This is a genomic window from Actinoplanes oblitus (assembly GCF_030252345.1).
Lineage (GTDB): Bacteria > Actinomycetota > Actinomycetes > Mycobacteriales > Micromonosporaceae > Actinoplanes > Actinoplanes oblitus.
In genome coordinates, this window is the sequence record NZ_CP126980.1 from 6,980,664 (window position 1) to 7,006,638 (window position 25,975).

The following is a 25,975-nucleotide window of genomic DNA, read 5'->3' on the forward strand; positions in this document are numbered from 1 at the left end:
GCTCAGCAGACGGCGTTCACCTTGCCGTCGTTCCAGTACCAGATGGTGCCGTGCTGGAAGTGCTGGTAGCGGCCACGGCGATCGGGGGTGTCGGACTCGTCGTCGACGGGGTAGCCGACGCAGCCGGTTTCGCCGCGGGTGCCCTGCCAGAGTTCGAGGATGCGACCGGAGACGGCGTGCGCTCCGGTGGCCTGGGACCAGTAGATCGAACCACCGTCGAACTGCTGCATGCGGCCACCACCGGCGGCGGCCTGCTCGATGCCGAGCGGGCAGCCCAGGCGCCCCCGGTCGGCGCCGAAGCTCACATACCTGGCCAGGATCCCGCCGTGCACCCGGAGCCGGCAGTAGGTCGCGCTCGGGTCCCAGGGCTTGCTCGCGCCGGCGTGCGCGGCCGGAGTCACGCAGATCACAGCGGTGAGTCCGAGCGCGGCGGCGGTCAGTGCTCTGAGTTTCATGAGGATCCATAGTGGTTTGGGGTTATTACCCCCCATTCGTACCATCGACCGCCGGGTGAAGTGCGAGTTTCGTCCCTGGATCATCCGACTTGTCGCTCGGTGGGCGCATGGCCGGCGACCAGGGATTCAGCCCGGCGGTCGCCGGGCGGCCCGGTGTCCGGCGGACCTCGCGGGTAGGCACGGGCGGGGATGGTGCGGTGGGGGCGGCGCCAGGCGTACCGAAAGGGCGGGTTTGGCGTCTTGCGGAGTGATCACCGGAACCATCGGCTTGGCTCCGGCGACTAGCATGGCCCGGTGCTTGCCCCGGGGATTGTGCTCAACGGCCGCTATCAGCTGAACCAACGCGTCGCGGCCGGCGGGATGGGCGAGGTGTGGCGCGGCGAGGACCTGCTGCTGCGCCGTGAGGTCGCGGTGAAGGTGCTGCTTCCGGCGCTGATGAACGACAGCGAGTTCATCACCCGGTTCCGGTCCGAGGCGCGGATGATGGCCCAGCTGCGGCACCCGGGGATCGTGCAGGTCTACGACTACGGCGAGAACGCGGTGGTCGACGGGGAGCGGTTCGACTACCTGGTGATGGAGTTCATCGACGGGACGTCGCTGTCGAAGAAGATCCAGCAGGCCGGGCGGCTCAGCCCCGCCGAGACCATGTCGATCATGGCGGGGATGGCCGACGCGCTGCACGCGGCGCATCAGGCCGGGATCATCCACCGGGACGTGAAGCCGAGCAACCTGCTGGTCCGGCCGGGCGGCGCGCTCGTGCTCGTCGACTTCGGGATCGCGCGGTCGGTCGGGATCAGCGGGATCACCAGCACGAACGTGGTGATGGGCTCGGCGCACTACATGGCGCCGGAGCAGGCGGAGGGGTTGCCGGTGACGGCGGCCACCGATGTCTACGCGCTGGGGGCGGTGGCGTTCACCTGCCTGGCCGGCCGCCCGCCGTATGTCGGGGACAATCCGCTCGCGGTGCTGGCGCAGCTGGTGCACGGGCAGCCTCCGGTGCTGCCGCCGGACGTGCCCCGGCCGGTGGCGTCGGTGGTGCTGCGGGCGCTGGCCAAGGATCCGGCTCAGCGGTTCCCGAGCGGGGCGGCTCTCGCGGATGCGGCTCGGAGCGCGGGGCGGCCGGCGGGCGGGCCCGGGGGCTGGGGGACGCAGACGGTTCGGCAGCAGATGTCCGCACCGACTTTCCCGACATTTCCGGTTCAGCAGCAGGGTGGCGGGTTCCCGCCGGGGTCGGCTACACCTCAGGGCGGGTTCTCCGGTGCGGCTACACCTCAGGGCGGGTTCTCCCCGACGGGTACACCTTCGGGTGGCTACTCCTCGACTGGCACTCCTCAGGGCGGGTTCGCCTCGGGGAGCGGCGGGTTCTCCGGGGGTGCTACGCCCGGCTCCGGGGTTCGGGCAGCACCGCCTTCCCGCCCCGACAAATCCGGCAAGTCGCGAAATCTCGCGCTTATTGGTGGCGCATTGGTGCTTGTCTTTCTCGGTGTCGGCATCATGCTGGCGACCAAGCCGGACATGAGCGAGGCGGGCGACCAGGGCGGCCCGGTCGGCGGGATCGAGGCGCAGGGCGGCGGCGATCAGCAGGTGCAGGACCCGACCGGCGACGACGTGCTGCCGGCACCGAACCAGACCCGCAAGAACGGGAAGCGGGACAAGGACCAGAAGCCGAAGCCGGGCACCAGCCAGCCGTCGCCCGACCCGGTGCCGTCGCAGTCGCCGTCGGAGTCCCCGTCGACCGACCCGGCCACGGCCGGGCCGGAGGAGACCGAGGAGCCGAACAGGTACCGCCCCACCGACGTGTGCGGCAACGACTTCACCGTCGCCGACCAGCACAACCTGAAGTCCGCCGCCGGGGTGGTGAAGGGCAAGATCTTCCTGCTCTACCGCGCCTCGGACGGGGCGAACTGCGTGGTGACGCTGCGGACGGCCGGGCTGGACCGCAAGGGCGCGGCGTCGGCGTACCTGGAGGTGCAGGGCAAGGGCGCCAAGACGGACAGCGGCTCGTTCCAGTACTACGCCGGGCCGGTCACCGCGGTGGCCAAGGCGACCTGCGTGAAGTGGGGCGGTTCGGTGGGCGCCCTGTCCTGGACCAGTGGATTCGAGCACTGCGGGTAGTTCTCTCAGGGCCGCCGGGTGCCGGCCGATCAGAGCGGCATGAGCGGTGGACGGGTGCGTGCGGCGCGGGCCGCGCTGATCGGCCTGACCGTCGGACTGTTCGCGCTGGCCGCCGCGGGTGGGGCCGGTCGCTGGGTGCTCGGCGGGGTGCTCGCCGCCGACCTCGTGCTGCTGGCCGTCTGTGGCCGGGCACTGTTCCACCGCCCGGCCGACGAGCGCCAGCTACCCTCCCACGACGGGCTGACCGGCCTGCCGAACCGGGCCATGATGGTCGCGACAGTGGAACGCGCCCTGCCGGTCGCCGCCGCCGAGCAGCAGTCGGCGGGCCTACTGGTGTTCGACCTGGACGACGTGGGCGACGTGAACTACGCACTCGGCCAGCGGATCGGTGACCTGCTGCTGGCCGAGGCGGCGTCCCGGCTGTCCGCCGCGGTGCGCGACACCGACACGGTGGCCCGGATCGGCGACGACGAGTTCGCGGTACTGCTCCCCCGGATCGGCTCGGCGGCGGCCTGCCTGGAGACCGCCCGCCGTCTGCTGGACGCGCTGCGGGGCCCGGCCGACCTGGACGGTTTCCAGGTCCGGATCGACGCCGCCGTCGGTGCCGCCGTCTATCCGGCGCACGCCGCGACGCCGGCGGAGCTCTTCCAGCGGGCCGAGGCGTCGACGCGGGCGGCCAAGCAGACGCGGTCGGCCACGGCGATGTTCGGCTCGCCGGCTCCGGGGGATCGCCCGGCCCTGCCGTTCCGCTAACCGAGCAGTTCGGGGCGCTGCCAGGGTGCGCCGTGGACATGGTGGTCGAGGAAGGCGAAGACGGTCTCGTACCAGACCTTGGCGTGGCCCGGTGTCATGATCCAGTGGTTCTCGTCCGGGAAGAAGAGGAAGCGGTGCGGGGTGGTGCCGTCCGCCGCCTTGGACCGGGAGAGCAGATCCCACCAGAGGCGCAGGGACTCACCGATCGGTACGCGATAGTCCTTGTCCCCGTGGATGATCAGCATCGGCGTGGTCACCTCGTCGGCGAACCGGTGCGGTGAGTTGGCCAGCATCGCGTCCGGGGTCATCTCCCGAACCCAGTAGTACGACAGGTCCGTGGTGCCCCACATCTGGTCGAGCGCCCACAGCGAGGCGTGCGAGACGATGGCCGTGAACCGGTCGGTGTGCCCGGCGATCCAGTTGGCCATGTAGCCGCCGAAGCTGCCACCCATCGCCGCGGTACGCGTGGCGTCGACGTCCTCCCGCTGCTCGGCGGCGTCGGTCAACGCGATCAGGTCGGTGTACGGCGCCGCGCCCCACGCCCCCCACCCCCGCTTGACGAACTCCACCCCGTAGCCGGTGGACAGGGCCGGGTCGGGCAGCAGGACGGCGTACCCCCGGGCCACCGCGAGCCACGGGTTCCACCGCCAGGACCAGGAACTCCACGAGGCCAGCGGCCCACCGTGGATCCACAGCAGCAGTGGTGCCGGGTTCTCCGGGCCGGCCTCGCGCGGCAGGGCCAGCCAGGCGCGCAGCGGGGTGCCGTCGGCGGCCGTGGCGGTCACCTCGGTGAGGCGTCCCGGGACCGGCACGTCCGGACCCGGGCCGAGCAGGCGCTCCACGGCCGGGGTGCCCTCGACCGTGACCCGGACCGGGGCGGGCGGGCTGTCGCCGGCCGACCGCAGCGCGTAGATCGACCGGCCGTCCGGCGCCACCGTGAAGTCGGTGTAGCAGCCGTCGTCGGTGGTCAGCCGGGTGATCTGCCCGGTGCCGGCGTCGACCCGCCACAGCGGGGCGCGTCCGTGATGGTCGGCGGCCACGATCAGCGCGGTGCCGTCCGGCATCCAGCGCATGTCGGTCGGCCAGCGGTCCCACGAGGCGGTCAGGTCCCGGACCGGGCCGCCGTCCAGCGGCACCAGGGCCACCCAGCGATCGCCGGGATCCGCGGCGGTCGACCGGCGGTAGACCACGACGGCGACCTGGGTGCCGTCCGGCGAGATGCGCGGCGACTCGTACTCCTGCTCCGGGTCGTCGGCCAGGGTACGGCGCTCGCCGGTCGCCACGTCGACAGCGACCAGCGTGTACCGCTGCGAGCCGGCCGGTTCGGCGACCGCCCAGGCGGCGACGACGGTCTCGCCGTCCGGGGTGAGATCCCAGGCGGCGTCGTCGCCGAGCGCCCGGCCCACGTGCCCGGTCAGGTCCCGCAGCTCCAGCCGGCCGTCGCCGTCGACGTCACCGGTGAGCAGGCGGGTGCGGTCCGGGCCGAACGCCTGGTCCCAGAAGCGGATCGGGTAGTCCTCGTAGAGCACCGCGTTGACGCCGGCGTCCTTGCGCCTCTTGCGGAACTCCCGGTCGGCCTCCGGGTCGGCGGAGGTCGCGGCCAGCGCCGAGCCGAACACCACGGTGCCGCTCGGACCGGTCACCAGCCCGCGCACGCCGCCGGGCGGGGACGCCAGCACACGGGCGTCCCCGCCGCCGGACGGCAGCAGCCACAGCGCGGTCACGGGTTCTTCACCGGGATCGGCCTCCGGATCCGGCCGGGCCGAGGTGAACAGCAGATCGCCGGCCGGGGTGAAGGCGGCAGCGGTCTCGCCCCTGTCGCTGCGGGTGAGCCGGCGGGCCGGCCGGACGCCCGCCGGGTCGACCTCCCACAGCGCGGTGGTGTAGCGGTTGTTCTTCCGGTCCGGGGTACCCACGCCGACGACCAGCCGGGTTCCGTCCGGGGAGAGCCGCAGGCCGGCGACCCGGGGCAGGGCGACGTAGGCGTCGAGGTCAGCGAAGGGCGCCGAAGGATCGTCGGTGATCATTCGGTCTTTCTATCACCGGACGGGCCGTTCCGGTGGAGAGGTCAGTCGTCACCGCCCCGGCCCCGGCCGTGGCGCCCCTCGCCAGATTCGCCACGGCCACCCTTGTCGTCCCCCGGCTCCGCGTGCCGCGACCGACCACCCCTGTCGTCCCCCGGCTCCGCGTGCCGCGACCGACCACCCCTGTCATCGCCCGGCTCCGCGTGCCGCGACCGACCACCCCTGTCGTCCCCCGGCTCCGCGTGCCCCGACCGACCACCCCTGTCGTCCCCCGGCTCCGCGTGCCCCGACCGACCACCCTTGTCGTCATTCCGCCGGCCGCCGTGGTCGTCGGCGCTGGCCGAGACCCGGGGCGACGCCGAAGTAGGAGCCGCCGAGCCCCCATCGGCAGCGAGCGCGGTACCCGCAACACCGAGGACAGCCAACACGCCGGTAGCCAGCACAATCGCGGTGCGAACCTGCAACATCTCCGAAACCTCCAGTCGATCCGTTGCGACAGACCATCGCCTCAAGATCGCTATCCGCACGCTGTCCGACCGTTAAGACCAAGCTAAGACCCGATTTGCGTACGCCCTGAGCACACTCCCGCCCAGCCCGCACCCCACCCGCACCGCGGCAACCGCCCGGTTTCGGAGGATCCGTGACTTTCGCTCAGTTTCGCCGAGCGGGGTGGAGCGGCGCGTAGCTGCGGCTGTCTGCGCGGGCGCCGACACGGACGCGGACGCGGACGCGGGCACGGACGCGGACAGCAACAGTCGACAACAGCAGCCAGCCCGCCGCGGACAACGTGATGGCGGGCCCGGCGGCGACGTTCCCGCGAGCGGAGACGTAAAGCCCCGCAATCCCGGCAGTGCTCCCGAAGACCACAGCCAGCGCGGTGATCACCAGAATCCGGTCGGACCAGAGACGAGCCGCGGCGGCCGGGGCGACGATCAGCGCCACCGCCAGGAAGGTACCCACCGCGGGAACCATCGTGACCACCGTGACCTGCACGGTGAGCAGCAGCATGAGGTCCCAGAACGGCACTGCCAGACCGGCGGCCCGGGCACCGGCCGGATCGAACCCGCTGTAGGCGAGCGGCCGGGCGAAGACCAGCAGCACCGTGGTGACCAGGGCCAGGACAACCGCCGTGGTGATCAGGTCCCGGTCCCCGACGGTGAGGATCGAGCCGGTCAGGAAGGCGGACAGGTCCCTGCCGAACCCGTTCCGGGTGGCGACCAGCGCCGCGCCCAGGGCGAACCCGGCGGCCAGCAGCACACCGGTCGCCGCTGTCGCACCCTGACCCCGGCGGCGGCTGAGGGCCACCACGCCCAGGGTCACCGCGGTTCCGCTGACCACGCCGCCGACCAGGATGTTGACGCCGAGCAGCGCGGCGGCCACCACCCCAGGGAAGGTCGCGTGGGTCAGCGCCATCGTGAAGAACGACAGCCGCCGCACCACCACCCGCACTCCGACGAGCGCCCCCAGCGCGCCGGCCAGGACCGCTTCCACGGCCGCCCGGTGCACCGCGTCATCCCACCAGCTCACGCCGGCCCCACCACTCGAACCGCCCCCGGCTGGCGCTGACAGCCCCTTCCGCACCAGCGACACCACCGTCACGACCAGCCCCACCATCCCGGCTGGCGCTCACCGTCCCTTGAACACGCACGACACCACCGTCACCACCAGCCCCTTCCACGCGGCTGGCACCCACGGTCCCCTCCCCGCCCCGGACACCACCGTCACCACCAGCCGGACCCACCCGGCTGGCACCCACGGTCCCCTCCACACCCCGAACACCACTCTCACCACCAGCCCGGCCCACGCGGCTGGCACCCACGGTCCCCTCCCCGCCCCGAACACCACCGTCACCACCAGCCGGACCCACCCGGCTGGCACCCACGGTCCCCTCCACACCCCGAACACCACTCTCACCACCAGCCCGGCCCACGCGGCTGGCACCCACGGTCCCCTCCCCGCCCCGAACACCACCGTCACCACCAGCCGGACCCACCCGGCTGGCACCCACGGTCCCCTCCAGGCCCTGCACACCACCGTCACCACCAGCCGGACCAACCCGGCTGGCACTCACGGTCCCCTCCAAGCCCCGGACACCACCGTCACCACCAGCTCGGCTCACGCGGCTGGTGCTCACGGTCCCTTCCGCGGGCTCGGGACCACCCTCACGGCCAGCCGGGACTGCGTGGCCGGGGCTGGCGGGGACCGGGGCGGGTGGGTCGGGACGCAGGACGCGGGCCAGCGGGAGGGCCGCGAGGTAGGCCACCACCAGGAGCAGGACGACGGTGGGCGCAGCCCCGAGCGGAATGCCGTGATCGACCGAGGCGACCCAGCTCAGCCACAGGCCCGTGGGACCGGCCAGCATGATCAGGGCGGTGCCGGCCAGCACCATCGGAACCGGGCGGCTGGACAGCAGGCGGGCCGCGGCGGGCGGGACCACCAGCAGCGCGACGACCAGGATGGTGCCGACGGCCCGGACGGCGGCCACCACCACCAGGGCCACCAGGATGTTCAGTCCGAGGTCGAGCCGGAAGGCGCGGTACCCGGCGGCAGCGGCGCCGACCGGGTCGAAGGCGCGGAACAGCAGCGGGCGGGCGAGCACGGCGAGACCGCCGAGGATCACTACGGTCAGGACGGCGGTCTCGGCGAGCTGGGCCGGCGAGACGGTGAGCAGCCGGCCGAACAGGAAGGCGGTCAGGTCGGCGGTGTAGGACGGCTTCCGGGAGACCAGCGCCACCCCGATCGCGAACATCACGGTGAGCAGGACCGCGGTGGCGGCGTCGTCGGTGACGCCGCCACGATAGGTGATCAGGGTGAGCACCACGGCGGTCAGCAGCGCCGCGATCAGGGCACCGGCCAGCAGCCCGGTGGTGCCGCCGGCCAGGAAGCCGATCACCACGCCGGGGAAGACCGTGTGGGTGAGCGCGTCGGCGGTGAACGACAACCGCCGGGCGAAGACGAAGAAGCCGACCGGACCGCACACCAGGCCGAGCAGCAGCAGCTCGGCGAGCGCCCGGCCGATGAACGGCACGGCGAACACGTCGATCACGTGCCGACCGCCAGGACCCGGTGGGCGAACCGATGGGCCAGCGGCTCGTCGTGGGTGCTCAGGATCAGGGCGGCGCCGGCGGCGGTGAGTTCGGACAGGACGGTCAGGATGGATCGCTGGCTGTCCGCGTCCACCCCGTTGAACGGCTCGTCCAGCAGCAGCAACGCGGCTTCGCCGACGATCGCGCGGGCCAGCAGCACGCGCTGGCGCTGGCCGCCGGAGAGCAGTCCGAAGCGGACGCCGGCCCGGTCGGCGAGCCCGACCCGGTCGAGGGCCGCGCGGGCCGCCCGGCGGTCGGCCGCCCGGGTGGGACGCCACCAGCCGGTACGCCGGTAGCGGCCCATCAGCACCACCTGCCCGGCGGTGACCGGGAAGTCCGGGTCGAGGTCGGCGGCCTGCGGGACGTATCCGCACAGGCCGCCTGCCCGGCCGGGGGAGCGACCGAACACCTCCACCGCGCCACCGAGGACGGCGGCGAGTCCGAGGACACTCTTGATCAGGGTGGACTTGCCGGCGCCGTTCGGTCCGGTCAGGGCGAGCCGCTCGCCGGCCCGCAGGTCCAGATCCAGCCCGATCAGCACCGGATTTCCCGGATACCCGATCGTGGCGTGACGGAAACGCACGACGGGCTCGACGGTGCTCCCGCCGTACCGGGAACGCGCCGCGGGCCGGGTGACAGTGGGCGCGTCGGCGGTCCGGAGTGGAGCGGGCATCAGCGGCCGGCCAGGGCGGCGGTGATGACGCGGGTGTTGTGGCGCTCCGCGCCGAGGTAGGTGCCCTCCGGGGTGCCGGGCTCGCCGAGGCTGTCGCCGAACAGCGCGTCCGCGCCGCCGACCACCCGGACGCCGGCCTGTTCGGCTATCGCCTCGGCGGTCTTGCGCGGCAGGGAGCTCTCGGTGAAAACGGCCTTGGTGCCGGTCGCTCTGATCTTGGCGACCAGGTCGGTGAGCTGCCGGGCGGAGAGTTCGGCCGAGGTGTCCATGCTGGGGATCACCGAGCCGACGAACTCCAGCCGGTACCTGTCGACGTAGTAGCCGAACGCGTCGTGGTCGGTGACCAGCTTGCGGTCCGCGGCCGGCAGGGCGTCGAAGGCGGCCTGGTTCTCCCGGTCCAATCTGTCGATCTCGGCGGTGTAGGCGGCGCTGTTCCGCGCGTAGTCCGCGGCGTGCGCGGGATCGGCCCCGGCCAGGCCTTTCGCGATGGTGCCGACCATCAGCCGGGCGTTGCGCGGGTCGTGCCAGATGTGCGGGTCGCCCGGGCGCAGCGGGACACCGCTGCTGGTGTCGACGACCGGGCCGCGGAAACCGGCCGACGAGATCGTCTGGCCGAGCCACTCCTCGAGTCCGGCGCCGTTCTCGACGAGCAGCCTCGCGTCGGCGATGGCCTTGATGTCGGCCGGGGTCGGCTCGTAGTCGTGCGGGTCGACGCCGACCTTGATGAGCTGGGTGACCTTGACGTGCTCGCCGCCGACGGCGCGGGCGAAGTCGGCGACCTCGGGGGTGGTGGCCACCACGGTGAACCTGGTGGGGCCGGCGCTCTCGGCCCGGTCGCAGGCGGTCGAGGAGAGCAGGGCCGTCGTGGCGGCGAGCAGGGCGAGGATGCGGTGCCGGTGACTCATGGCTGGAAACGCTAATGGGATTCATTTTCAATTGTCTAATGCGCACCCGTTCATCTGAGCTGGGCGGCGAGGGCCGCGTGCCGCCCCTCCCGCCAGAGTGCGCCCGCCTCGCCGAAGCCGGCCGCCCGGGCCGCGGCCGCGTGCCAGCCCAGGTCCGCCGTGAAACCGGCCGGCGGCCGATCTCGGAAGAGGTCCGCGCGGGCCGCGAGCAGACCGGCGATTTCCGGTACGGCGCCCAGCCCACCCCACCACTGCGCCCACGCCAGCTCGGCGGCACCCTCCCCCGGCCCCGGATCGAGCGCCCGCATCACGTACGGCAGGCCGTCGTCCGGCATCAGGTCGGCGACCACCAGCAGCCCGCCCGGGGCCAGCGCCTCCCGCGCCGCGGCGTAGAGCGCCCGGATCGCCTCCGGCACCAGGTAGTGGACGGTCATCACCACTGTGATCAGGTCGTATCCGCCACCGGTGACGGCCGGCCAGGCGGGCGACGCGAGATCGGCGCGGACCACCTCGACAGCCGGCGGCAGCCCGGCCCGGGCCAGTTCGAGCAGGACCGGGTCGAGATCGAGCAGGGTGACGGCGGCGGCCGGCCAGCGGCGGGACATCCGCTCGGCGAGCAGGCCGGGCCCGCCGCCGAGGTCGAGAACCCGGGCCGGCGGGGCACCCCGGGCAGCCTCGGCGGCGGTGGCGACGACGCGTTCCAGGGCGGGCAGGCCGGGAACGAAGCCGAGCATCACCGCGTCCCAGGTGGTCCGCCAGCCGGCGACGCGGGTGGGATCGAGGGCGACAGGCGTCATGGCGGCTGCTTTCGTGGCTTCACGGAAATGACAACCGTTTCTAACAGACGCCGGTTGCGTGTCAGCCGGAATTCAGGTCCGCGAGCCGGTCGAGCAGGCGCTCGATCTCCTGGGCCGTGTTGTAGGCGTGCAGGCTCACCCGTACCGAAGAGGTCTTCTCGCCTTGATCGCCCTGGCAGTGGCCGTCGGCCCGGACGAGCAGGCCGTCGGCGGCCAGGATGAAGCCGAGGTCGGTGGAGCCGATCGCGCGGTGCCGGAAGGTGACGATGCCCTGCCGGCGCTGCACGCCGGAGGTGGCGGCGAGGCTGCTCTGGCAGCCGAGGACCTGGTAGGCGTCGAGGCGGGACAGGCCGTCGGTGAGGCGGGTGCCGAGGTCCCGGGTCCAGCGGGCGATCCGGTCGACGCCCGCCGCGTCGAGCCAGTCCAGGGCGGCGACCAGGCTGACGATGCCGCTGGTGTTCGGGGTGCCGGCCCAGCCCGCCGGGACATAGCCGGGGCCGCGACGGTTGCCGGCCCAGAGCACACCGATGCCGGGCAGCGCCATCGCCTTGTGCCCGGAGAAGACCAGGAAGTCGACGTCCAGGTCGGCGACCGAGATCGGCAGGTGGCCGGCGCTCTGCGCGGCGTCCAGGCAGATCGGCACGTCCGGCCCGGCCGCCGCCCGCAGCCGGGACACCTGCATGTCGTTGCCGTAGACGTGGTGCACGTGGGTCGCCGCGATCATCCGGGTCCGCGGGGTGACCAGTTCGGCGAGGCGGGCGGCGTCGTAGTCGTGGGCGGCGTCGTAGGGCATGGCGCGCAGGGTGACCCGGGCGCCACGGGCGTGGGCCAGGGCGGCGGCCTCGTGCCAGCAGACGATGTTGGCGTTGTGGTCGGCGTACGGCACGACGATCTCGTCACCGTCACGCAGCCGCGGGGCGAGCCAGTCCCGGGCGACCGCGCGCAGCCCTTCGGTCGCGCCGCTGACGAAGTGCACCACGGAGCGGTCCGGGGCCGGGTCGCCGAGGAAGGCGCGGACCCGGTCGCGAGCCCCCTCGACCCGGGCCGTGGTGCGGTTGGCCCACGGGTACGTGCCCCGGGCGGCGTTCGCGTTCTCGCTGGTCAGATAGTCCAGGACGGCGTTCAGGACGGGTTGCGGCTTCTGCGCGGTGGCGGCGCTGTCCAGGTACGCGATCTCCGGGTGCGCGGTGACGATCGGGAACTGGGCGCGCAGCTCCCGTTGCCAGCCGGTCATCGGACCAGCTCCAGGCCGGCGTCGCGCCAGGCGATCACGCCGCCGGCCAGCGACCGGGCGTCGGGGTGGCCCATCCGGCGCAGCAGGGCCGCGTACCGGGCGGACCTCTCCCCCACCGGGCAGACCAGCAGGACCGGGCGGTGCCGGCTGATCGGCAGGCCGGCGTGCAGCAGGTCGGCGAAGACCTCGTCGGCGATGTTGACAGCGCCCGGGATGTGCAGGGCCTGGAACGCGTACGGGCTGCGCAGGTCCAGCACCAGGGCGCCGGTCGAGGCGATCCAGCACTGGGCGGCGCGGGCGTCCAGCACCGGGGCGGCGGCCACCTCGGCGTCGGTCAGGGTGCCCGTGGAGTTGCGCCGCGGCGGGCGGCCGAACAGCTCGGGACGGCGGTCCCGGACGTACGAAAGGTAACTCTCCAGCCGGTCGCAGACGATGAAGACGGCGGTCTTCCGGCTGGTCAGGGCGGCATCGAGGGGACTCAGGTGGCGGACCGCGCCGCGGAACGCGCCGCCACCGGTCGGACCGGTCAGGATCCCGCACCGGCGGACCAGGGTGAGCAACCCGTCGATGGCGTCGTCGGCGGTGATCGTCTCCAGGGCGTCGTAGACGTCCGGGTCGAAGAGGCCCACCTGCCGCACCTCGTCGAGGGTCCGGATGCCCGGGATGAAGTCGTTCTTCGCGGCGACCAGGCCGACCACCTCGACGTCCGGGTCGTGCTGGCGCAATGCCCGGGCCACCCCGGTGGACGAGCCGGCGGTGCCGACGCAGGCCAGGAAATAGTCCGGGGCGCTGCCGTCCAGGTCCTTGATGATCTCCGGGCCGGTGCCGTGCAGATGGGCCTCCACGTTGCGCTCGTTGAAGTACTGATCGGTGTGCAGGTACCTGCCACCGGCCGCGGCGAGCCGCTGGTGCATCCGGGTGAGCGGGTCGCCGGTGTCGGTCGGGTCGAGGCACTCGGACTGGCCGGGCAGCTCGTCGATCTCCGCGCCGAGCAGCAGCAACAGCTCCTTGATCTCGGGGACCTTCATCCGGTTGGTGACGCTCTTGAACGGCAGCCCGTGCATCCCGGCGAGCAGGGCGAGCGCCTTGGCGGTGTTGCCGCTGGACAGCTCGACCAGGGTGGCGTCCGCGGGCGCGCCGGCCAGCAGCGGGCGGGCCATCTGCCAGGCGGCCCGGTCCTTCACCGAGCCGAACGGGTTGAGCAGCTCCAGCTTGGCGTAGAGGTCGATGTTGCGCAGGCCGTGCACGGCCGGGTCGATGCGCACGAGCGGGGTGTTGCCGATCGCGTCGGTGATGTCGTCGTGTCTCATGGAGTCTCCTGCCGGGGGTGGACAGGCCAGTACCGGTCGTCGAGGCACCATCGGCGGACGCCGCCGGACCGGTAGACCGCGACCTTGCGGGCGACCGGCTGGTGCAGGGCGTTAGTAGCGCTGAAGTCCATGAAGTAACCGGCCGTGTTGACGAAGGCGAGCAGGTCGCCGGGCCGCGGCACGACCGGCAGGAACACCTTGCGGCGAGTGATCAGGTCGGCTTCCAGGCAGAGGTTGCCGAGCAGGTGGACGCCGGCGTGGCTCCTCTCGATGCGACGGTTGTCGGTGCGCGGGATCACCACCGGGTCCATCTGGACGCCGTGCTCCTCCAGGCTGACGTCACGAGCGTTGAGGTCGAGCCGGACCGTCTCGCCGGTGACCGAGAGGACCCGGGCCAGGATCACCCCGCACTGGTCCAGCAGGGCACGGCCGGGCTCGATGTCCAGGTCGTACATGTGGTCCAGCAGCAGGCGGCCGAGGGGCTGGCCACGCTCCGGAGCCGGAGTGCCGAGCAGCCGGTCCAGATAGGCGGCTCCGGCCACCGGCCGATACGCCGGATACAGCGCGAGGTCGCCCCGCAGGGTGCCGCCCTCGGCGCGCAGCCCGTACCCGTGCCCCTCCCAGGTCAGCGGCGGCCGCCGGCCCAGCACCGCCTGGCCGAGCTCGGTCGTCCAGCGCTCCCACTCGGCGCCGTCGGCGAGGTAGTTCACCCCGAACCCGCCGCCGATGTCGAGCGAGCGCGGCCGCAGTCCGCGCGCCCGGCACTGGTCGAGCGCGACCAGGCAGCCCTCCACCGCGACGGCCTTCTCCGGCAGCCCGATGGTGTCCAGGTGGTAGGCCACCCCGGTCAGCTCCACCTGATCGGCCCGCTTCTCGAGCAGGTCGAGCAGGTCGGCGAGCGCCCCGGCCGGGGTGCCGAAGCGGCTGCGCCGGGTCAGCACCCGCACCCCCGCCGAGGTGAAGCCGGAGAGCCGCAGGCTGACCGGGACCCGGGGCAGCCGGTGCCCGGCCACGATGCCGGCCAACTCGGCGAGCTCGTCGGCGGAATCGACGCTGACGGTCACCCCGGTGCGGGCGGCCAGCCAGAGGAATTCGCGGTTCTTCGGCCCGGTCGCGACGATCCGGCCGGGGGTGAATCCGGCACTCAGCGCGTGTTGCAACTCGCCGAGTGAGGCCACGTCGACATCGGCGTCGCCGGCCGCCAGTTCGCGCAGAATCGCGCTGGATCGATTGGCCTTGTGCGCGTAGTAGAGGCGGCCGGTCAGCTGGTGGCGGCGGTAGGTCTCCCGGAAGGCCTGCACATTTCTCATCACCCGTTGCGGCAGGACCAGGGCGAGCGGCGAGCCCAGCGCGTCCAGCAGTTCGGCCAGGAAGTCACGGTCGTCGAGCAGGGACTGGATGGTCGGATCGATTTTCGGCGTCAGACTGAGCATCTGCCTCTCCCGATTTCACCGGCGTTTTTTCAACGTAACCGAGAACCGGATTCATCGCCAGTCCGGGATCGGGTGAATACCGTGTCAACAGTTCTGTCGGTGATTCATTCGAATGCTCATATGAGCACGTACTAATAGATGTGAACGGCGTCCCTCCCGCTCATTCATTCATCTTTCGGAGGTATTGCCGGGACGGGCCGCGCGCCGGTATCCGCTTGAAAACCGTACGTACGTCTTGTTGAATTGCCGGTATGCGTGTGCTCCTCCTCGCCACCCTGGTCAACGCGTTCGGCAACGGCGCGTACCTGACCACCAGCGTCCTGTTCCTGACCACCGTCGCCGGGCTCAGCCCCGCGATGATCGCCATCGGACTCAGCACCGGGGCGGCGGCGGGCGTGCTGGCGATGACCCCGCTGGGTTACGTCGCCGATCGGTACGGCCCGAAACGACTGTCCATCCTGGCCATGGTGGTGCTCGCGGGTGCGTACACAGCCCTGCTCGCGGTGCACTCGGTGGTGCCGTTCGCGCTGCTCTCCTGCGTGATCGCGGTGGCCACCGCGCTGGCCAAGGGCGCCAACGGGGCACTCGCCGCCGGTGCCGTGCCGGCCGCCGAGCGGCTGCGGATGCGGGCCCGGATGCGCAGCCTCACCAACGCGGGCATGGGCGTCGGCACACTCGCCGGAAGCGGCCCGCTGCTGCTGCGGGGCGACACCGGGTACGTCGTGATCCTGCTTGCCAACGCGCTGACCTTCCTGGTCGCGGCCCTGCTGCTGACCCGCGCCCCGCAGGTCCCGCCGCAGGTGGCCCCGGCTGGCGGACCGCGCCTGGTGGCGTTGCGGGACCGGCCCTTCCTCTGCTTCGCGGCGCTCGACGGGCTGCTCAGCAGCACCTACAACGACCTGCTCGGGCTCGGCCTGCCGCTGTGGCTGGCGACCGGGGCACACGCCCCGCTCTGGCTGATCTCGGTCGCCCTGGTGATCAACACGGCCGGCTGCGTGCTGCTCCAGGTCCGGATGGCCAGCGGGGTGTCCGGGTTGCCCGCCGCCCACCGGTCCGCGCTGCGCGGCAGCCTGGTGGTGGCGCTGTCCTGCGGCGTGCTCGCGGCCGCCAGCGGACGGTCACCATGGCTGGCCGCGACGCTGATCGCGGTGGCCGCGGTGATCCACGTGGTCGGCGAGGTGTGGCTGTCCACCGGCAGCTGGGGCATCGTCTTCGAGCTGGCACCCCCCTGGGCGCAGGGCCAGTACCAGGGCACCTACTTCGCCGGCCGCGGCCTGGGCGACATGATCGCGCCACCCCTGGTCACCGCGTGCGTACTCGGCCTGCACGGCTACGGCTGGCTGGTCCTGGCCCTGTTCTTCGCGGCAGGCGGCCTCCTCTACCGCCCCGTCACCAGGTGGGCCGCCCGAACCCGCCCCGCCGACCACCCCGCCCTCGTCTGACCGCCCACCCTCACCCGACCACCCGCTCTCACCTGACGGCCCGCTCTCACCTGACCGCACGCTCTCGCCCGACCGCCCTCGCCGACCGCCCGCTCTCGCCTGACCGGCCGCCCTCGCCCGACCGGCCGCCCTCGCCCGACCGGCCGCCCTCGCCCGACCGGCCGCTCGCGCTTGACCGGCCGATCAGACGCGAGGCCGCGCCCGCCCTGGATCGAGGCGCGCCGCAAGACCGTTATTTCCCATCAAAACCATTCACGGTACGACTTGGAGCCCCGTGGCAGTCGGCTCGCGAGGCCGCGGCCACTCCGGGCCGCGGCGCGTGTCGTGCGGGTTCGCTGCCGGTCACTGTTTCCCCCACCGGTTCGCGGCGGGGAGCGGCATCCGGGCGTACCGGAAACGGGTTTGATTCAGCAGGTGGGTGACCAATCGTCGGGGCCTCGCAGGAAGGCGGCGACGGTGCTGGTGGCGGCTGCGGCGGGGGTGAGCTGGGGGCGGTCCGGGGAGACGACGGCGCCGGGACCGCTGTTGCGGAATTCGGCAAAGCGGGCGCCGGTCCAGGGCCAGGTGCCGAAGTCGCTCCACGCGGTGGCGCCGATGTGCGCGCCGATCCAGGAGTTGCGGATGATCGTCTGGCCGACGGCGTTCGGGTCGTTGCCCGGGTGCCAGGGGCGGCCCAGGTAGACGGTGCCGGCGGGCGCGTCGGACGTGAGGCGGCAGTGCGTGAAGAGCAACCCGTGCGGGTTGGCGAGGTCGGTGCTCGGCGCGGTGACGTAGCCGTTCGGGGAGCTGCCGCGGTTGAGCGAATGGATCCGGCAGCGATCGAAAACGGCCGTGGCGCGGCCGAAGATGAAGTCGACGTCGCCCTCGACGTAGCAGTCGCGGAAGTAGGCCCGGGCGATGACACCGGCCGCGGTGCTGTTCACGTAGAGGGTGTCCTGGTTCGCCAGGAACCGGACCCGCTCGAAGACCAGCCGGTCGGCCCGGGTGAGCACGGCTACCGCCTGCCGGTTGGCGATCTCCGGGTGGGCTGCCTCGTCGAACAGGTTGGCGAAGGTCAGGTTCGCCGCGCGGAATCCGGCGCCACTGATGGTGACCGAGGCGCTGCCGGAGGTGCCCCACGGGGTGCCGTCCGGTTTGAGCGTGCCGTTGGCGCGGTCGTCGGCGATCAGGACCTCGGCGGGCGCGCGGCCGAGGCCGCGAAGTTCCAGGTTGGTCTTCTCCGCGGGGACGATGACCTGGCCCCGGTAGCTGCCGGGTCGGACACCTATGGCGTACGGCGTGGTGGCACCGGCCGGCGCCGCGTCGATCGCCGCCTGAATGGTCGTGACGTCGCCGGAGCCGTCGGCGGCCACGATCAGGTCGAGGTGCCGGTGGGCGCTCGCCGGGGCGGACCAGGCGACGGCGGCACCGGCGCCGAGGGTGGCGGAGAGTTCGAGGAAGTGTCGTCGGCGCATCGTGGCCTCCCGGCCCTAGCTGGGGGAAAGGGCTTTCCTCACGGCACCGTAGGCGATCCGATCCAGCCTCGTCAATGACCCGATCCCGCGATCGAGACGGGCGACGGCCCGGGCAGGGGGCGGAGGCGGGCGCGGGGCGGGCCGGCGAGTCCGCCCCGCTTCGCCGGTGGGTCAGCAGTATTCGCGGAAGCCCGCGCGGAAACCTCGCGCGAATCCGTGGTCGTACCCCTTCTCGTAATCGCCGTTCCGGGCACGCAGGCCCATGCTGCCTTTCATCGGCTCCTGGCAGTCCCGTTTGGCCTGCCGCCAGCCGTCGCCGTAACCATCCCGGTAGCCCTGCCGGTAATCCCGGTCGCCGGTGCCGACACCGGTCGTCCCGCCGCCGGCGAGAACCACGGACGGCACGGGTGCGGCCGCGGCGGGCGACACGGCAAGGCCCTGCACCATCCCGATCCCGCCGAGAAAAAGCAGGGTGCCGGTCACGGCGCCCATTGTGCGGATGCTCATCGTCACGTCTCCCCCCGAAGTGTTCGCCCGGGCCGTCGGGCCCGGCACCTGAGAACTTACGCCGCTGTTTCCGGGGCGCTGGGAAATGACAAATTCCGAGCCGTTCCGCGGAGACGGAAAGCGCAATTCAGGACACCGATCCCAGCCCGGCCGAATTCCGGTTCCGCCATTCGTACGGAGCGAATGGCCGATCATCGGATCGGGGGTAGGTTGACGGTATGACCGCCGAACGGGTGCGCGTGCGCGGGGACCTCTACCACGGCGAGGTGCCGGACGGGGCGATCTATGTCGGGCGTGCGGCGCCGGGGCTGAAGGCGAGTCCGTTCCACAACGGGCACAAGGTCGGCGGGACCTGCCGGATCTGTGGCCGGACGCATGATCGGGCGGACTCGGTGACCACCTACAGCCGTGAGCTGGCGGCCGACCCGGAGCGGATCGAGCGGGTGCGCGCGGAGCTGGCCGGGGCGGATCTGGCCTGCTGGTGCTCGCTGGACGGGCCGTGTCACGGGGACGTGCTGATCCGGGTCGCGGCGGGCGCCGATCCGATCGACGCGGCCGCCGCGGTGCTCCGGGAGAGTTCCTAGGGCGCCGGGTTGCCGCGGGGCGCTGCCGACCGCTGATCAGAACCGGGCAACGGCGGGGAAGGCTGCTGGGGGTCAGCCTGCTGCTCGGCATGCGGCCACCCCGGCGCGGGCGGCACCGGCTGCTCGGCACCAGCCTGCGGCTCGGCACGCGGCCACCCCGGCGCGGGCGACGAGCCGGGCGGCGCCGGGAAGGGCTGCTGGGGGTCAACTTGCTGCTCGGCGTGCGGCCACCGAGGCGCGGGTGGCGACCCGGGCGACACGGCTGACGAGCCCGGCGGCGCGGAGGGGTAACCGGGCGGGCCAGGCGACCAACCCGGCGGCACGGGCGACGGGCCGCTCCCCGCGACGGCCCGCGGGGCACTCCCGGCGCCGGGCGGTATGTCCGCCGGAGCCGCACCCTGCGGAACGGCGGGAGCCGCGCCGATGGGCGCCCAGGCGAAGGCCAGCGCACCACCCACCAGCGTCAACAGCAGGCCGATGAGGAATCCGCCCATGTTCGAGGTGAGGAACGAGGCGAGCGCGCACACTATCGCGATCAGCGAGTAGAACAGGCGCTGCGCCGGATTGAAGATGAGCAGCACGCCGAGCAGGATGATCACCAGCGGCAACAGGTAGCCGATGAAGTTCTGCATGCCGACGTGCAACACCACGCCCAGCGGCGCCCAGACCGTCATCAGGATCTCGACCCCGCCGAGCAGCACCAGCAGCCCGCCCCAGAACGGCCGGCTGCGGCGCCAGGTCCGGAAGCCCCGCCAGGCGCGGACGCCCGGCGAGGCCTGCTGTGCTCCGGCCGTCGACACGGTCAGCAGCCGTCCGAGGTGAACGACATGTGCAGGCTGGGCAGGTGGAACGTGACCGCCGTGGTGGCGTAGTTGTTCTGCCGCAGGTTGTTGATGGTGACCTCTTCGGCCTGCTGACCGAAGACCCCGACGGCGCCCTGCTTGCCCGGGACGCGGTTGAGCGTGCTGGCGTCCTGGCCGATGTCGATGTTCTTGAAGTCGGCGTTACCGCTGATCACGTCGGAGTCGACGACGAGCGTGTCGGCGGTGACCTTGTTGGTGGGGCTGCCCGCGGTGAGCTTCAGGTTGATGCCGCCGAGCGCGATGCTCTGACACAGCCCGTCCAGCTGGGCATCCCTGATCGCGGAGACGATGACGACGACCTGGCCGCCGGTGTCACCCTCGTTGGGGCTGTCCGGCGCCATGTGGTCGAGCTCCGCGTACTGCTCGAAGCCGTAACCGTGCAGTTTGGGCGAGGTGACGACGAACGGCATGCCGGAGATCGAGAAGGAGGCCGCGAGCACCCCCTTGCCGGTCAGCAGGATCAGGGCGGTGGTGGCCACGAGGCCGCCGAGCAGCATCGCGCCGAACCGGCGCCAGCGGGTCCGTCCGAGACGTGTGGGGGACATTCACTCTCCTCTTAAGCGCCCGGCCGGCACTGCGGATGCCGCCCGACGCCTCGTTATTGGCGTTTCTCGATGGATTTCGGGAAAGTTACGCCGCAGTAACAGAGGCGTCAAGCGCAGGCACCCTCGATTCAGTCAGTGAAAAACCCCGTCGGTATCTGACGCCACGCAGGGCGGGACGACCCGTTCTCCAGCAGGCCGGACGGCCAGTTCGGCGGCCGCCACGTCCCGGCCCACGAAGGGCGCCATCATGAAGTAGCTGAGCATCGGCAGCAGTTCCGGCAGCGCCTGCGCCCGGCCGGCCGAGACGTACCCGTAGATGGTCGAGTAAACGCCGCCGACAACCGTGTCGACCAGCCCCTCCGGCGCGTCCGGCGCCTCCTTGAAGAACCGGGAGAACCGGCCGAGCAACTCGGTCCGCTCGCGCCGGGCCAGCGGGCCGGCCGCGTCGATCTCGACGATCGCCATCGCGGCGAACGCGGGCACGCTGGCCAGCACGTCGAGCAGCACCTTGAGCGCCGCCCGGGCGCCGCTGCGCCAGTCCTCGGCCGCCGCGTACGCGTCGTCCATCAGCCGCAGCACCACCTGGGTCCCGTGCCGGTAGGTGTCCAGGAACGCGTCCTCCTTGCCGGCGAAGAGCGCGTAGAACGCCGGGCGGGTGACGCCGGCCGCCGTGCAGATGTCGCTGACTCGGGCATTCACGTACCCTTTCTCGGCGACCGTGTGCACCAGCGCGTCGAACAGCCGCTCCCGCTGCGTGGCGGCGATGACCTCGGGCGGCAATGATCGCGGGCCGCGTTTGATGGCGCGGGCCGGATCACGTCCGGCACGGGCGCCCGGCAGCGGGCTGAGTACTGGTTTCGTCATCGTCGTCCCTCAATGTCTTGACATGGCATACCGCCGGGGTTTTTTATACCGGGAGGTACGGATCTCGATGGTGCGTGAGGCGGGGTTCCCCCAGTATCGCCTCCCACTCAAGTCCCGGAACGCTGCGGAAACGGCCGGGCCACCGTCCCGCCGACCCCCGAAGGAGTGACGCATGAAGGCGTCACAGGTCCTCGTCGCCGTGGCCGCAATCTTGGCACTCACCGCGACTCCCGCCCAAGCCGCACCGGGCGGCGCCTACGCCGGCCTCGACCACTGCCCGCTCAGCTCACCCACCATGAAGGACCCGACGAACCTCCAGGTGGGCTGCGTCTACTCGGTCACCAAGGGCGGCAGCGTGACGATCGGCTCGAACGTCGTCCCGCTGGCCAGCCCGATCACCATCCAGTTCGGCGTCTACTGGCCGGCCGGCGGGCCGGTCCGCGAGTTCCCGGACGGCACCGTCGCCAACGTCTACTCCACCGTCCCCGCCGCCAACGGCAAGACCCTCGTCGCCAAGCCCCTGCAGGTGTCCATCCCCGGCATCGTCAACATCATCCCCGGGGTGACGAGCGTCTTCGCCCAGGTCGAGCTGGCCGGGCCGATCACCGAGTTCGTGCCGCTGGCCACCGGCGAGAACACCCCGGTGTTCCGGCTGCCGATCAAACTGCACCTGTACAACGCGCTGTTCGGCACCCGGTGCTACATCGGCTCGGAGAGCAGCCCGATCATCTTCAGCCCGACCACCGGCACCACCAGTCCGCCGGCCCCGAACAAGCCGGTCACCGGCGACCCCGGCACGCTGAACGTGGTGCCCGACCCGAACGGGTTCCAGACGCTGGGCGTGGGGTTCACCGGCGCGACGCTGGTGGACAACGCGTACGCCGTACCGAAAGCGAATGGTTGCGGCCTGATCCCGGGCAGCCTGGACGGACTGATCAACCTGGCCTTCGGACTGCCCTCCGCGGCCGGCAAGAACGCCGTGGTGTTCGCCGACAACGACACCACCTTCGCCCTCTCCCCGAGCCTGGACGACCTGACCGAGGCGCTCGCCGCCTCCTGAATGAAAGGTGCACCCCCATGCACAAGTCCCGGATCACCGCAGCCGTCCTGAGCGGCGCCACCGCCGTCCTGCTCCTGGCGTCACCGGCGCTGGCCGACGACGCCACGGTGCTGACCACCGACAGCCTGGCCGGCCCCGCGGTCGCCGTCGGTGACACCATCGCGGCCGGCATCGTCAGCGGCACCCAGGCGGTCTTCGCCACCGCGCCGGGTGGCAGCAACGGCATGAAGTGCAACACGTCGAGCTTCAGCGCCGTGGTCAACGACAACCCGGCAGCACCCGGCGCCGCCTCGCTCGGCTCCACCCTCGCCGTCGCCAGCTGCACGGTCAGCGGCGTCCCCGGGGTGACCGGCGTCAACAGCGTGACGATCAACAACCAGCCGTACGCCACCACTGTCGCCAGCGACGGCACCGTCACGGTCACCGGCACCGACGCCGCGCCGATCTCCGCGACGCTCAACCTGAAGTCCCTGCTCGGCTCGGTGACCTGCAACTTCGTGGCCAACGGCAACAGCATCACGGCGGTCGCCGACAACACCGACAACTCGATCACGTTCACCGACCAGCAGTTCAACAAGTCGAGTGGACCGGCCGCGTGCGTGGCCAACGGCTACTTCAGCGCGAAGTACACCCCGGTGCTGAACTCCGCCTCGTCCCCGGTTTTCGTCAACTGATCGCCCGGTGGCCCGCGGGTCTCACGACTTGCGGGCCACTCCGCCGTAGAGCGCCACCTGCGCGTCGGTGAACGGCGTCGGCTCCTCGGGACGCCACCGCAGGATCGGCACGACGCCCGGCTCGACCAGCTCCAGCCCGTCGAAGAACCGGGCCACCTCGTCCCGGCTGCGCAGCCGGGTGGCAATCCCCTGCGCCCGCATCACCTCGGCGAACCTGCCCCAGGCCTCCTGGTCGTAATCCGCGGTGATGTGCGACACCACCAGGTAGCTGCCGCGCGGCACGGCAGCCATCAGACGAGAGACGATGTCGTACGGGTGAGCACCGTCCTCGATGAAGTGCAGCACCGCGAAGAGCAGCACCCCGACCGGCTGCGTCAGATCGAGGGTGTCCCGCAGCTCCCGCGCGTCCAGGATCTCCCCGACCCGGTGCAGGTCGCCGTCGACGTAGTTGGTCATCCCCTCCGGCGTGCTGGTCAGCAGCGCCCGCCCGTGGGTCAGCACGATCGGGTCGCGATCCACGTAGACCACCCGGGCCGACGCGTCCCGCTGCTGCGCCACCTCGTGCACGTTCAGCGAGGTGGGCAGCCCGCTCCCGATGTCCAGGAACTGCCGGACCCCCTGGTCGGCCAGGTACCGCACGGTGCGCCGCAGGAACGCCCGGTTCTGCAGCGGCGCGGTCGCCGCGTTCGGATTGACACGCAGCCCCTCAGCCGCCGCCGCCCGGTCCGCCGCGAAGTTGTCCTTCCCGCCGAGCAGCACGTCGTAGACCCGCGCCGGATGTGGGCGCCCGGTGTCCAACTCCTCCGCCACAACGCCCCTTTCGAAGATCCACGACCAGCGATCCCGACCAGGATAGTGCCCGGCGCCGCCCGTACGATGCCCGCTCGTGAGCCACTCCGACACCCTTGCCGGCAACACCCTGATCGTGGCGGTGTTCGCACTGCTGATCGCCGGCACCGTCCGGCACCTGCGCATCCACAAGCAGCTGCTCGCCACGCTGGCCACCGAGCCCGGCGCGCGGGTCAGGTTCCACCGCAACACGATCCTCGGCAACGTGATCTTGGTCGGCCTCGTGGCGATGGCCACCGGCCTGCACCCGGAGCTGTCGGCGGCGGCTCTCGGCTGGGCCCGTCCGGACGGCCACGGCTTCGACTATCTGGTCGCCGGGGCGATGTTCCTGCTGATGGGGGCCGTCTGGGTGCGCAGCCGGATCAGTCCGCAGCCCTCGCCGGCCGTGCTGCTGCTGCCGCGGACCCCCGGCGAACGCCTGCTCGCCGCGGCCATGGCGATCACCGTCGGGATCGGCGAGGAGGTGGTCTACCGGGCCTTTCCGCTGGCGGTCGGCGTGCGGCTCGGCCACCTGCCGATCGTCCTGGCGGCGGCCGCCGCGCTGGTGCTCTTCGCGGCGGCGCACGCCTACCAGGGCCGGCGCGGCATGATCAGCTCCGGGCTGCTGGGCTTCCTCTTCACCGACCTGTACGTGCTCTCCGGCAGCCTGCTGCTGCCGATCGTGGTCCACGTCTGCTGGGACCTGGTGTTCCTGCTGCTGTACAAGCCCGCGCCGATGCCGCAGGTCCCGGCGCCCGGGGCCGCGCTGGAGCAGGCCGGGCCGGAGAAGGCCGCGCTCGAGGAGGCCGCGCTTCAGGAGGCCGGGCTTGAGGAGGCCGCGCTCCAGGAGGCCGTCGCACCCGCGGCCGTTCCGGTGCCCGCGGCTGTCCCCGCGCCCGGGGTCGCTTCCGGCACGGCGGCCGCGCCCGTTCGCCAGATCCGGCCGCCCGTCCCGTCCTGATCGCCGCGGCGCCGGTCAGCTCTTGCCGTCGGCCTGCTCCTGCCGCAGTTTGCGCTGGAGGCGGCGTTCCTGGAGGCGGCGCCAGCGGTCGTAGACCTCGAAGGCGGCGACGGCCGGCTCGGAGGCCCGGCCGGCGTGCCACTGGCGGGGCAGGAAGGCCTCGGCGCCGGCCCACAGCAGCTCGCTCATCGGCACGGTGCCGCCGTGCAGTCTCATCAACTCGGCGGCCACCGCGACGGCGTGGTCGCTGCGCCGCCAGCGTTCCACCATCGACTGGCCGTGCAGCAGGTCGTCGTAGTCCTGCGGATCCAGGTCCATCCCGGTTCCCCTCACCGTGTGTAACCATGTGCCAACTGGCGGGTTGCCGGGAGCGCGCGCGAAGACATCCGAGATCAACCGGCCGTAGGCGCTACACCCTGCTGGGATGGGCCGCGCCTGTCAAGGTCGCAGGTCACGCCGCGGTTACTCGTAGCCAAACAGTCATCCGTACGGTCAGTGACGCTGAGGCTCAAGGGTCTGACCGGATTCGGACAGCGACATCGCCCGAAAGGATCGAAAGTCACCGTTCGGGGTACCACCGGCGAGCGATTACCGAAAGACCCGAACTCCCTTACGGTTCTTTCTCATCCGACTCGTTCCCGGATCGCACCGGTTTCTCGGATCGCACCTCGTTCCCGGATCGCAAGGAGCACCGCCATCGCCACCACCCCCGAGCCCGCCGGGCACGGCCACCGCGTCGCCGTCGTCGGGCAGGACCGCGCCGGACTCGTCCTGGCCCGGACGGCGGTCACCGCCGGGCACACGGTCGCCGGCTTCGACAACGATCCCGGGCTCGTCGCGAAGCTGCGGGCCGGCCGGTCCCCGCTCGGCGACGACCTGACGGCCATGCACGAGACGGGCCGCTACCACGCGACAGACGATCCGGCCTGGCTCGCCGGCCGTACCGTCTACCTGATCGCCGCGCCGGTCCCGCTGCGCCGCGGCCGGCCTGACCTGAGCGTCGTGCTCGCCGCCGCGGACACCGTCGCCGTCCATCTGCGCGACCACGACCTGGTCGCCCTGGAGTCCTGGGTGGCGCCCGGCACCACCCGCGGGGTCTTCCAGGACGCCCTCGCGGCCCGCAGCAGCGCCCGCTACCACCTGGCGTTCGCCCCGCAGTGCCAGGGCCGCGCCAAGCTGGTCGGCGGCGTGGACCGGCGGTCGACGCTGGCCGCGACGGCGTTCTACCGGACGATGTACGACGTGGTCGTCGCCTGCGCCGGCACCGAGGAGGCGGAGTCGGCGAACCTGACCGCCACCTCCGAACGCCGCCCCGCCTGACACCCTCCTCCCGGTCCCCGGGGTAGCCGTCACCACTCCCCGATCTCAGCCCTGGTGACGGCCTGGGCCGGGCGGGCCGTCGTCGCGG

25 protein-coding genes are annotated in these 25,975 nt (G+C 72.1%); 8 read left to right on the forward strand and 17 right to left on the reverse strand.

The features are described 5' to 3' along the window. Positions 1–2 precede the first annotated feature (2 nt). A complete protein-coding gene (locus Actob_RS31520; RefSeq protein WP_284915491.1) occupies positions 3–455 on the reverse strand; it encodes an LGFP repeat-containing protein in 453 nt (150 codons plus the stop codon). 294 nt (positions 456–749) lie between these two features. Here Actob_RS31520 and Actob_RS43935 point away from each other — a divergent pair, with 294 nt between their 5' ends. Both Actob_RS43935 and Actob_RS31530 read left to right on the forward strand, forming a co-directional pair. Next, positions 750–2,570 (forward strand): serine/threonine-protein kinase, encoded by a 1,821-nt coding sequence (locus Actob_RS43935; protein ID WP_328518394.1) that lies wholly within the window; start codon positions 750–752, stop codon positions 2,568–2,570. Positions 2,571–2,609: 39 nt separating this feature from the next. After that, positions 2,610–3,323, forward strand: coding sequence for a GGDEF domain-containing protein (locus tag Actob_RS31530; protein ID WP_284915492.1), 714 nt, complete (start codon positions 2,610–2,612; stop codon positions 3,321–3,323). Here the strand turns inward: Actob_RS31530 and Actob_RS31535 are convergent. From Actob_RS31535 to Actob_RS31575, 9 genes are all read right to left on the reverse strand, one after another. Beyond that, a complete protein-coding gene (locus Actob_RS31535; RefSeq protein WP_284915493.1) occupies positions 3,320–5,350 on the reverse strand; it encodes a S9 family peptidase in 2,031 nt (676 codons plus the stop codon). The genes Actob_RS31530 and Actob_RS31535 overlap by 4 nt on opposite strands. 648 nt (positions 5,351–5,998) lie before the next feature. Beyond that, complete coding sequence (locus Actob_RS31540) at positions 5,999–6,874, reverse strand: metal ABC transporter permease (protein ID WP_284915494.1); 876 nt, start codon at positions 6,872–6,874, stop codon at positions 5,999–6,001. Beyond that, complete coding sequence (locus tag Actob_RS31545; protein WP_284915495.1) at positions 6,858–8,393, reverse strand: metal ABC transporter permease; 1,536 nt, start codon at positions 8,391–8,393, stop codon at positions 6,858–6,860. The genes Actob_RS31540 and Actob_RS31545 overlap by 17 nt, the downstream gene beginning before the upstream one ends. Continuing rightward, positions 8,390–9,016: a metal ABC transporter ATP-binding protein gene (locus Actob_RS31550; RefSeq protein ID WP_284915496.1), complete on the reverse strand. Its 627-nt coding sequence runs from the start codon at positions 9,014–9,016 to the stop codon at positions 8,390–8,392. The genes Actob_RS31545 and Actob_RS31550 overlap by 4 nt, the downstream gene beginning before the upstream one ends. Positions 9,017–9,105: 89 nt before the next feature. Continuing rightward, positions 9,106–10,011, reverse strand: a complete 906-nt coding sequence (locus tag Actob_RS31555; RefSeq protein ID WP_284915497.1) for a metal ABC transporter substrate-binding protein — start codon at positions 10,009–10,011, stop codon at positions 9,106–9,108. Positions 10,012–10,061: 50 nt separating this feature from the next. Then, entirely contained in the window at positions 10,062–10,808 is a 747-nt protein-coding gene (locus tag Actob_RS31560) for a class I SAM-dependent methyltransferase (RefSeq protein WP_284915498.1), read from the reverse strand. A 61-nt stretch (positions 10,809–10,869) separates the two neighbouring features. Next, a complete protein-coding gene (locus Actob_RS31565; protein ID WP_284915499.1) occupies positions 10,870–12,042 on the reverse strand; it encodes an aminotransferase class V-fold PLP-dependent enzyme in 1,173 nt (390 codons plus the stop codon). After that, positions 12,039–13,352, reverse strand: coding sequence for a pyridoxal-phosphate dependent enzyme (locus Actob_RS31570; RefSeq protein WP_284915500.1), 1,314 nt, complete (start codon positions 13,350–13,352; stop codon positions 12,039–12,041). Before Actob_RS31570 ends, Actob_RS31565 begins: the two co-directional genes overlap by 4 nt. Continuing rightward, positions 13,349–14,785: a type III PLP-dependent enzyme domain-containing protein gene (locus tag Actob_RS31575; protein ID WP_284915501.1), complete on the reverse strand. Its 1,437-nt coding sequence runs from the start codon at positions 14,783–14,785 to the stop codon at positions 13,349–13,351. Before Actob_RS31575 ends, Actob_RS31570 begins: the two co-directional genes overlap by 4 nt. Before the next feature lie 251 nt (positions 14,786–15,036). Between Actob_RS31575 and Actob_RS31580 the strand changes: the two genes are divergently transcribed. Beyond that, positions 15,037–16,227 carry an MFS transporter gene (locus tag Actob_RS31580; protein ID WP_284915502.1) on the forward strand — a complete coding sequence of 397 codons (1,191 nt, stop codon included), beginning with the start codon at positions 15,037–15,039 and terminating at the stop codon, positions 16,225–16,227. A gap of 407 nt (positions 16,228–16,634) precedes the next feature. On the opposite strand, the gene Actob_RS31585 is transcribed toward Actob_RS31580, so the two are convergent. Continuing rightward, on the reverse strand, positions 16,635–17,681 hold the full coding sequence (locus Actob_RS31585) for a pectinesterase family protein (protein ID WP_284915503.1): 1,047 nt from the start codon (positions 17,679–17,681) through the stop codon (positions 16,635–16,637). A gap of 171 nt (positions 17,682–17,852) precedes the next feature. Then, positions 17,853–18,164 (reverse strand): hypothetical protein, encoded by a 312-nt coding sequence (locus Actob_RS31590; RefSeq protein ID WP_284915504.1) that lies wholly within the window; start codon positions 18,162–18,164, stop codon positions 17,853–17,855. 242 nt (positions 18,165–18,406) lie between these two features. On the opposite strand from Actob_RS31590, the gene Actob_RS31595 reads away from it, so the two are divergent. Then, on the forward strand, positions 18,407–18,772 hold the full coding sequence (locus Actob_RS31595; RefSeq protein WP_284915505.1) for a DUF4326 domain-containing protein: 366 nt from the start codon (positions 18,407–18,409) through the stop codon (positions 18,770–18,772). Here the strand turns inward: Actob_RS31595 and Actob_RS31600 are convergent. The 3 genes from Actob_RS31600 to Actob_RS31610 all read right to left on the reverse strand — a co-directional run bounded on the left by Actob_RS31600 (position 18,769) and on the right by Actob_RS31610 (position 21,044). Further along, entirely contained in the window at positions 18,769–19,572 is an 804-nt protein-coding gene (locus tag Actob_RS31600) for a DUF6114 domain-containing protein (RefSeq protein ID WP_284915506.1), read from the reverse strand. The genes Actob_RS31595 and Actob_RS31600 overlap by 4 nt on opposite strands. 2 nt (positions 19,573–19,574) lie before the next feature. Beyond that, positions 19,575–20,180 carry a DUF6230 family protein gene (locus Actob_RS31605; RefSeq protein WP_284915507.1) on the reverse strand — a complete coding sequence of 202 codons (606 nt, stop codon included), beginning with the start codon at positions 20,178–20,180 and terminating at the stop codon, positions 19,575–19,577. Positions 20,181–20,312: 132 nt separating this feature from the next. After that, positions 20,313–21,044: a TetR/AcrR family transcriptional regulator gene (locus Actob_RS31610; protein ID WP_284915508.1), complete on the reverse strand. Its 732-nt coding sequence runs from the start codon at positions 21,042–21,044 to the stop codon at positions 20,313–20,315. 172 nt (positions 21,045–21,216) lie between these two features. Between Actob_RS31610 and Actob_RS31615 the strand changes: the two genes are divergently transcribed. Both Actob_RS31615 and Actob_RS31620 read left to right on the forward strand, forming a co-directional pair. Continuing rightward, on the forward strand, positions 21,217–22,104 hold the full coding sequence (locus Actob_RS31615) for a hypothetical protein (RefSeq protein ID WP_284915509.1): 888 nt from the start codon (positions 21,217–21,219) through the stop codon (positions 22,102–22,104). Between the two features lie 17 nt (positions 22,105–22,121). Beyond that, positions 22,122–22,778: a Tat pathway signal sequence domain protein gene (locus tag Actob_RS31620; protein WP_284915510.1), complete on the forward strand. Its 657-nt coding sequence runs from the start codon at positions 22,122–22,124 to the stop codon at positions 22,776–22,778. A 21-nt stretch (positions 22,779–22,799) separates the two neighbouring features. Here the strand turns inward: Actob_RS31620 and Actob_RS31625 are convergent, their stop codons facing one another. After that, positions 22,800–23,588 carry an SAM-dependent methyltransferase gene (locus tag Actob_RS31625; RefSeq protein WP_284915511.1) on the reverse strand — a complete coding sequence of 263 codons (789 nt, stop codon included), beginning with the start codon at positions 23,586–23,588 and terminating at the stop codon, positions 22,800–22,802. Between the two features lie 76 nt (positions 23,589–23,664). Between Actob_RS31625 and Actob_RS31630 the strand changes: the two genes are divergently transcribed. Then, positions 23,665–24,567 carry a CPBP family intramembrane glutamic endopeptidase gene (locus Actob_RS31630; protein WP_284915512.1) on the forward strand — a complete coding sequence of 301 codons (903 nt, stop codon included), beginning with the start codon at positions 23,665–23,667 and terminating at the stop codon, positions 24,565–24,567. A gap of 15 nt (positions 24,568–24,582) precedes the next feature. On the opposite strand, the gene Actob_RS31635 is transcribed toward Actob_RS31630, so the two are convergent. Then, positions 24,583–24,885 (reverse strand): hypothetical protein, encoded by a 303-nt coding sequence (locus tag Actob_RS31635; RefSeq protein ID WP_284915513.1) that lies wholly within the window; start codon positions 24,883–24,885, stop codon positions 24,583–24,585. A gap of 177 nt (positions 24,886–25,062) precedes the next feature. Between Actob_RS31635 and Actob_RS31640 the strand changes: the two genes are divergently transcribed. Further along, positions 25,063–25,887 (forward strand): nucleotide sugar dehydrogenase, encoded by an 825-nt coding sequence (locus tag Actob_RS31640; protein WP_284915514.1) that lies wholly within the window; start codon positions 25,063–25,065, stop codon positions 25,885–25,887. The last annotated feature ends 88 nt before the right edge of the window (positions 25,888–25,975 follow it).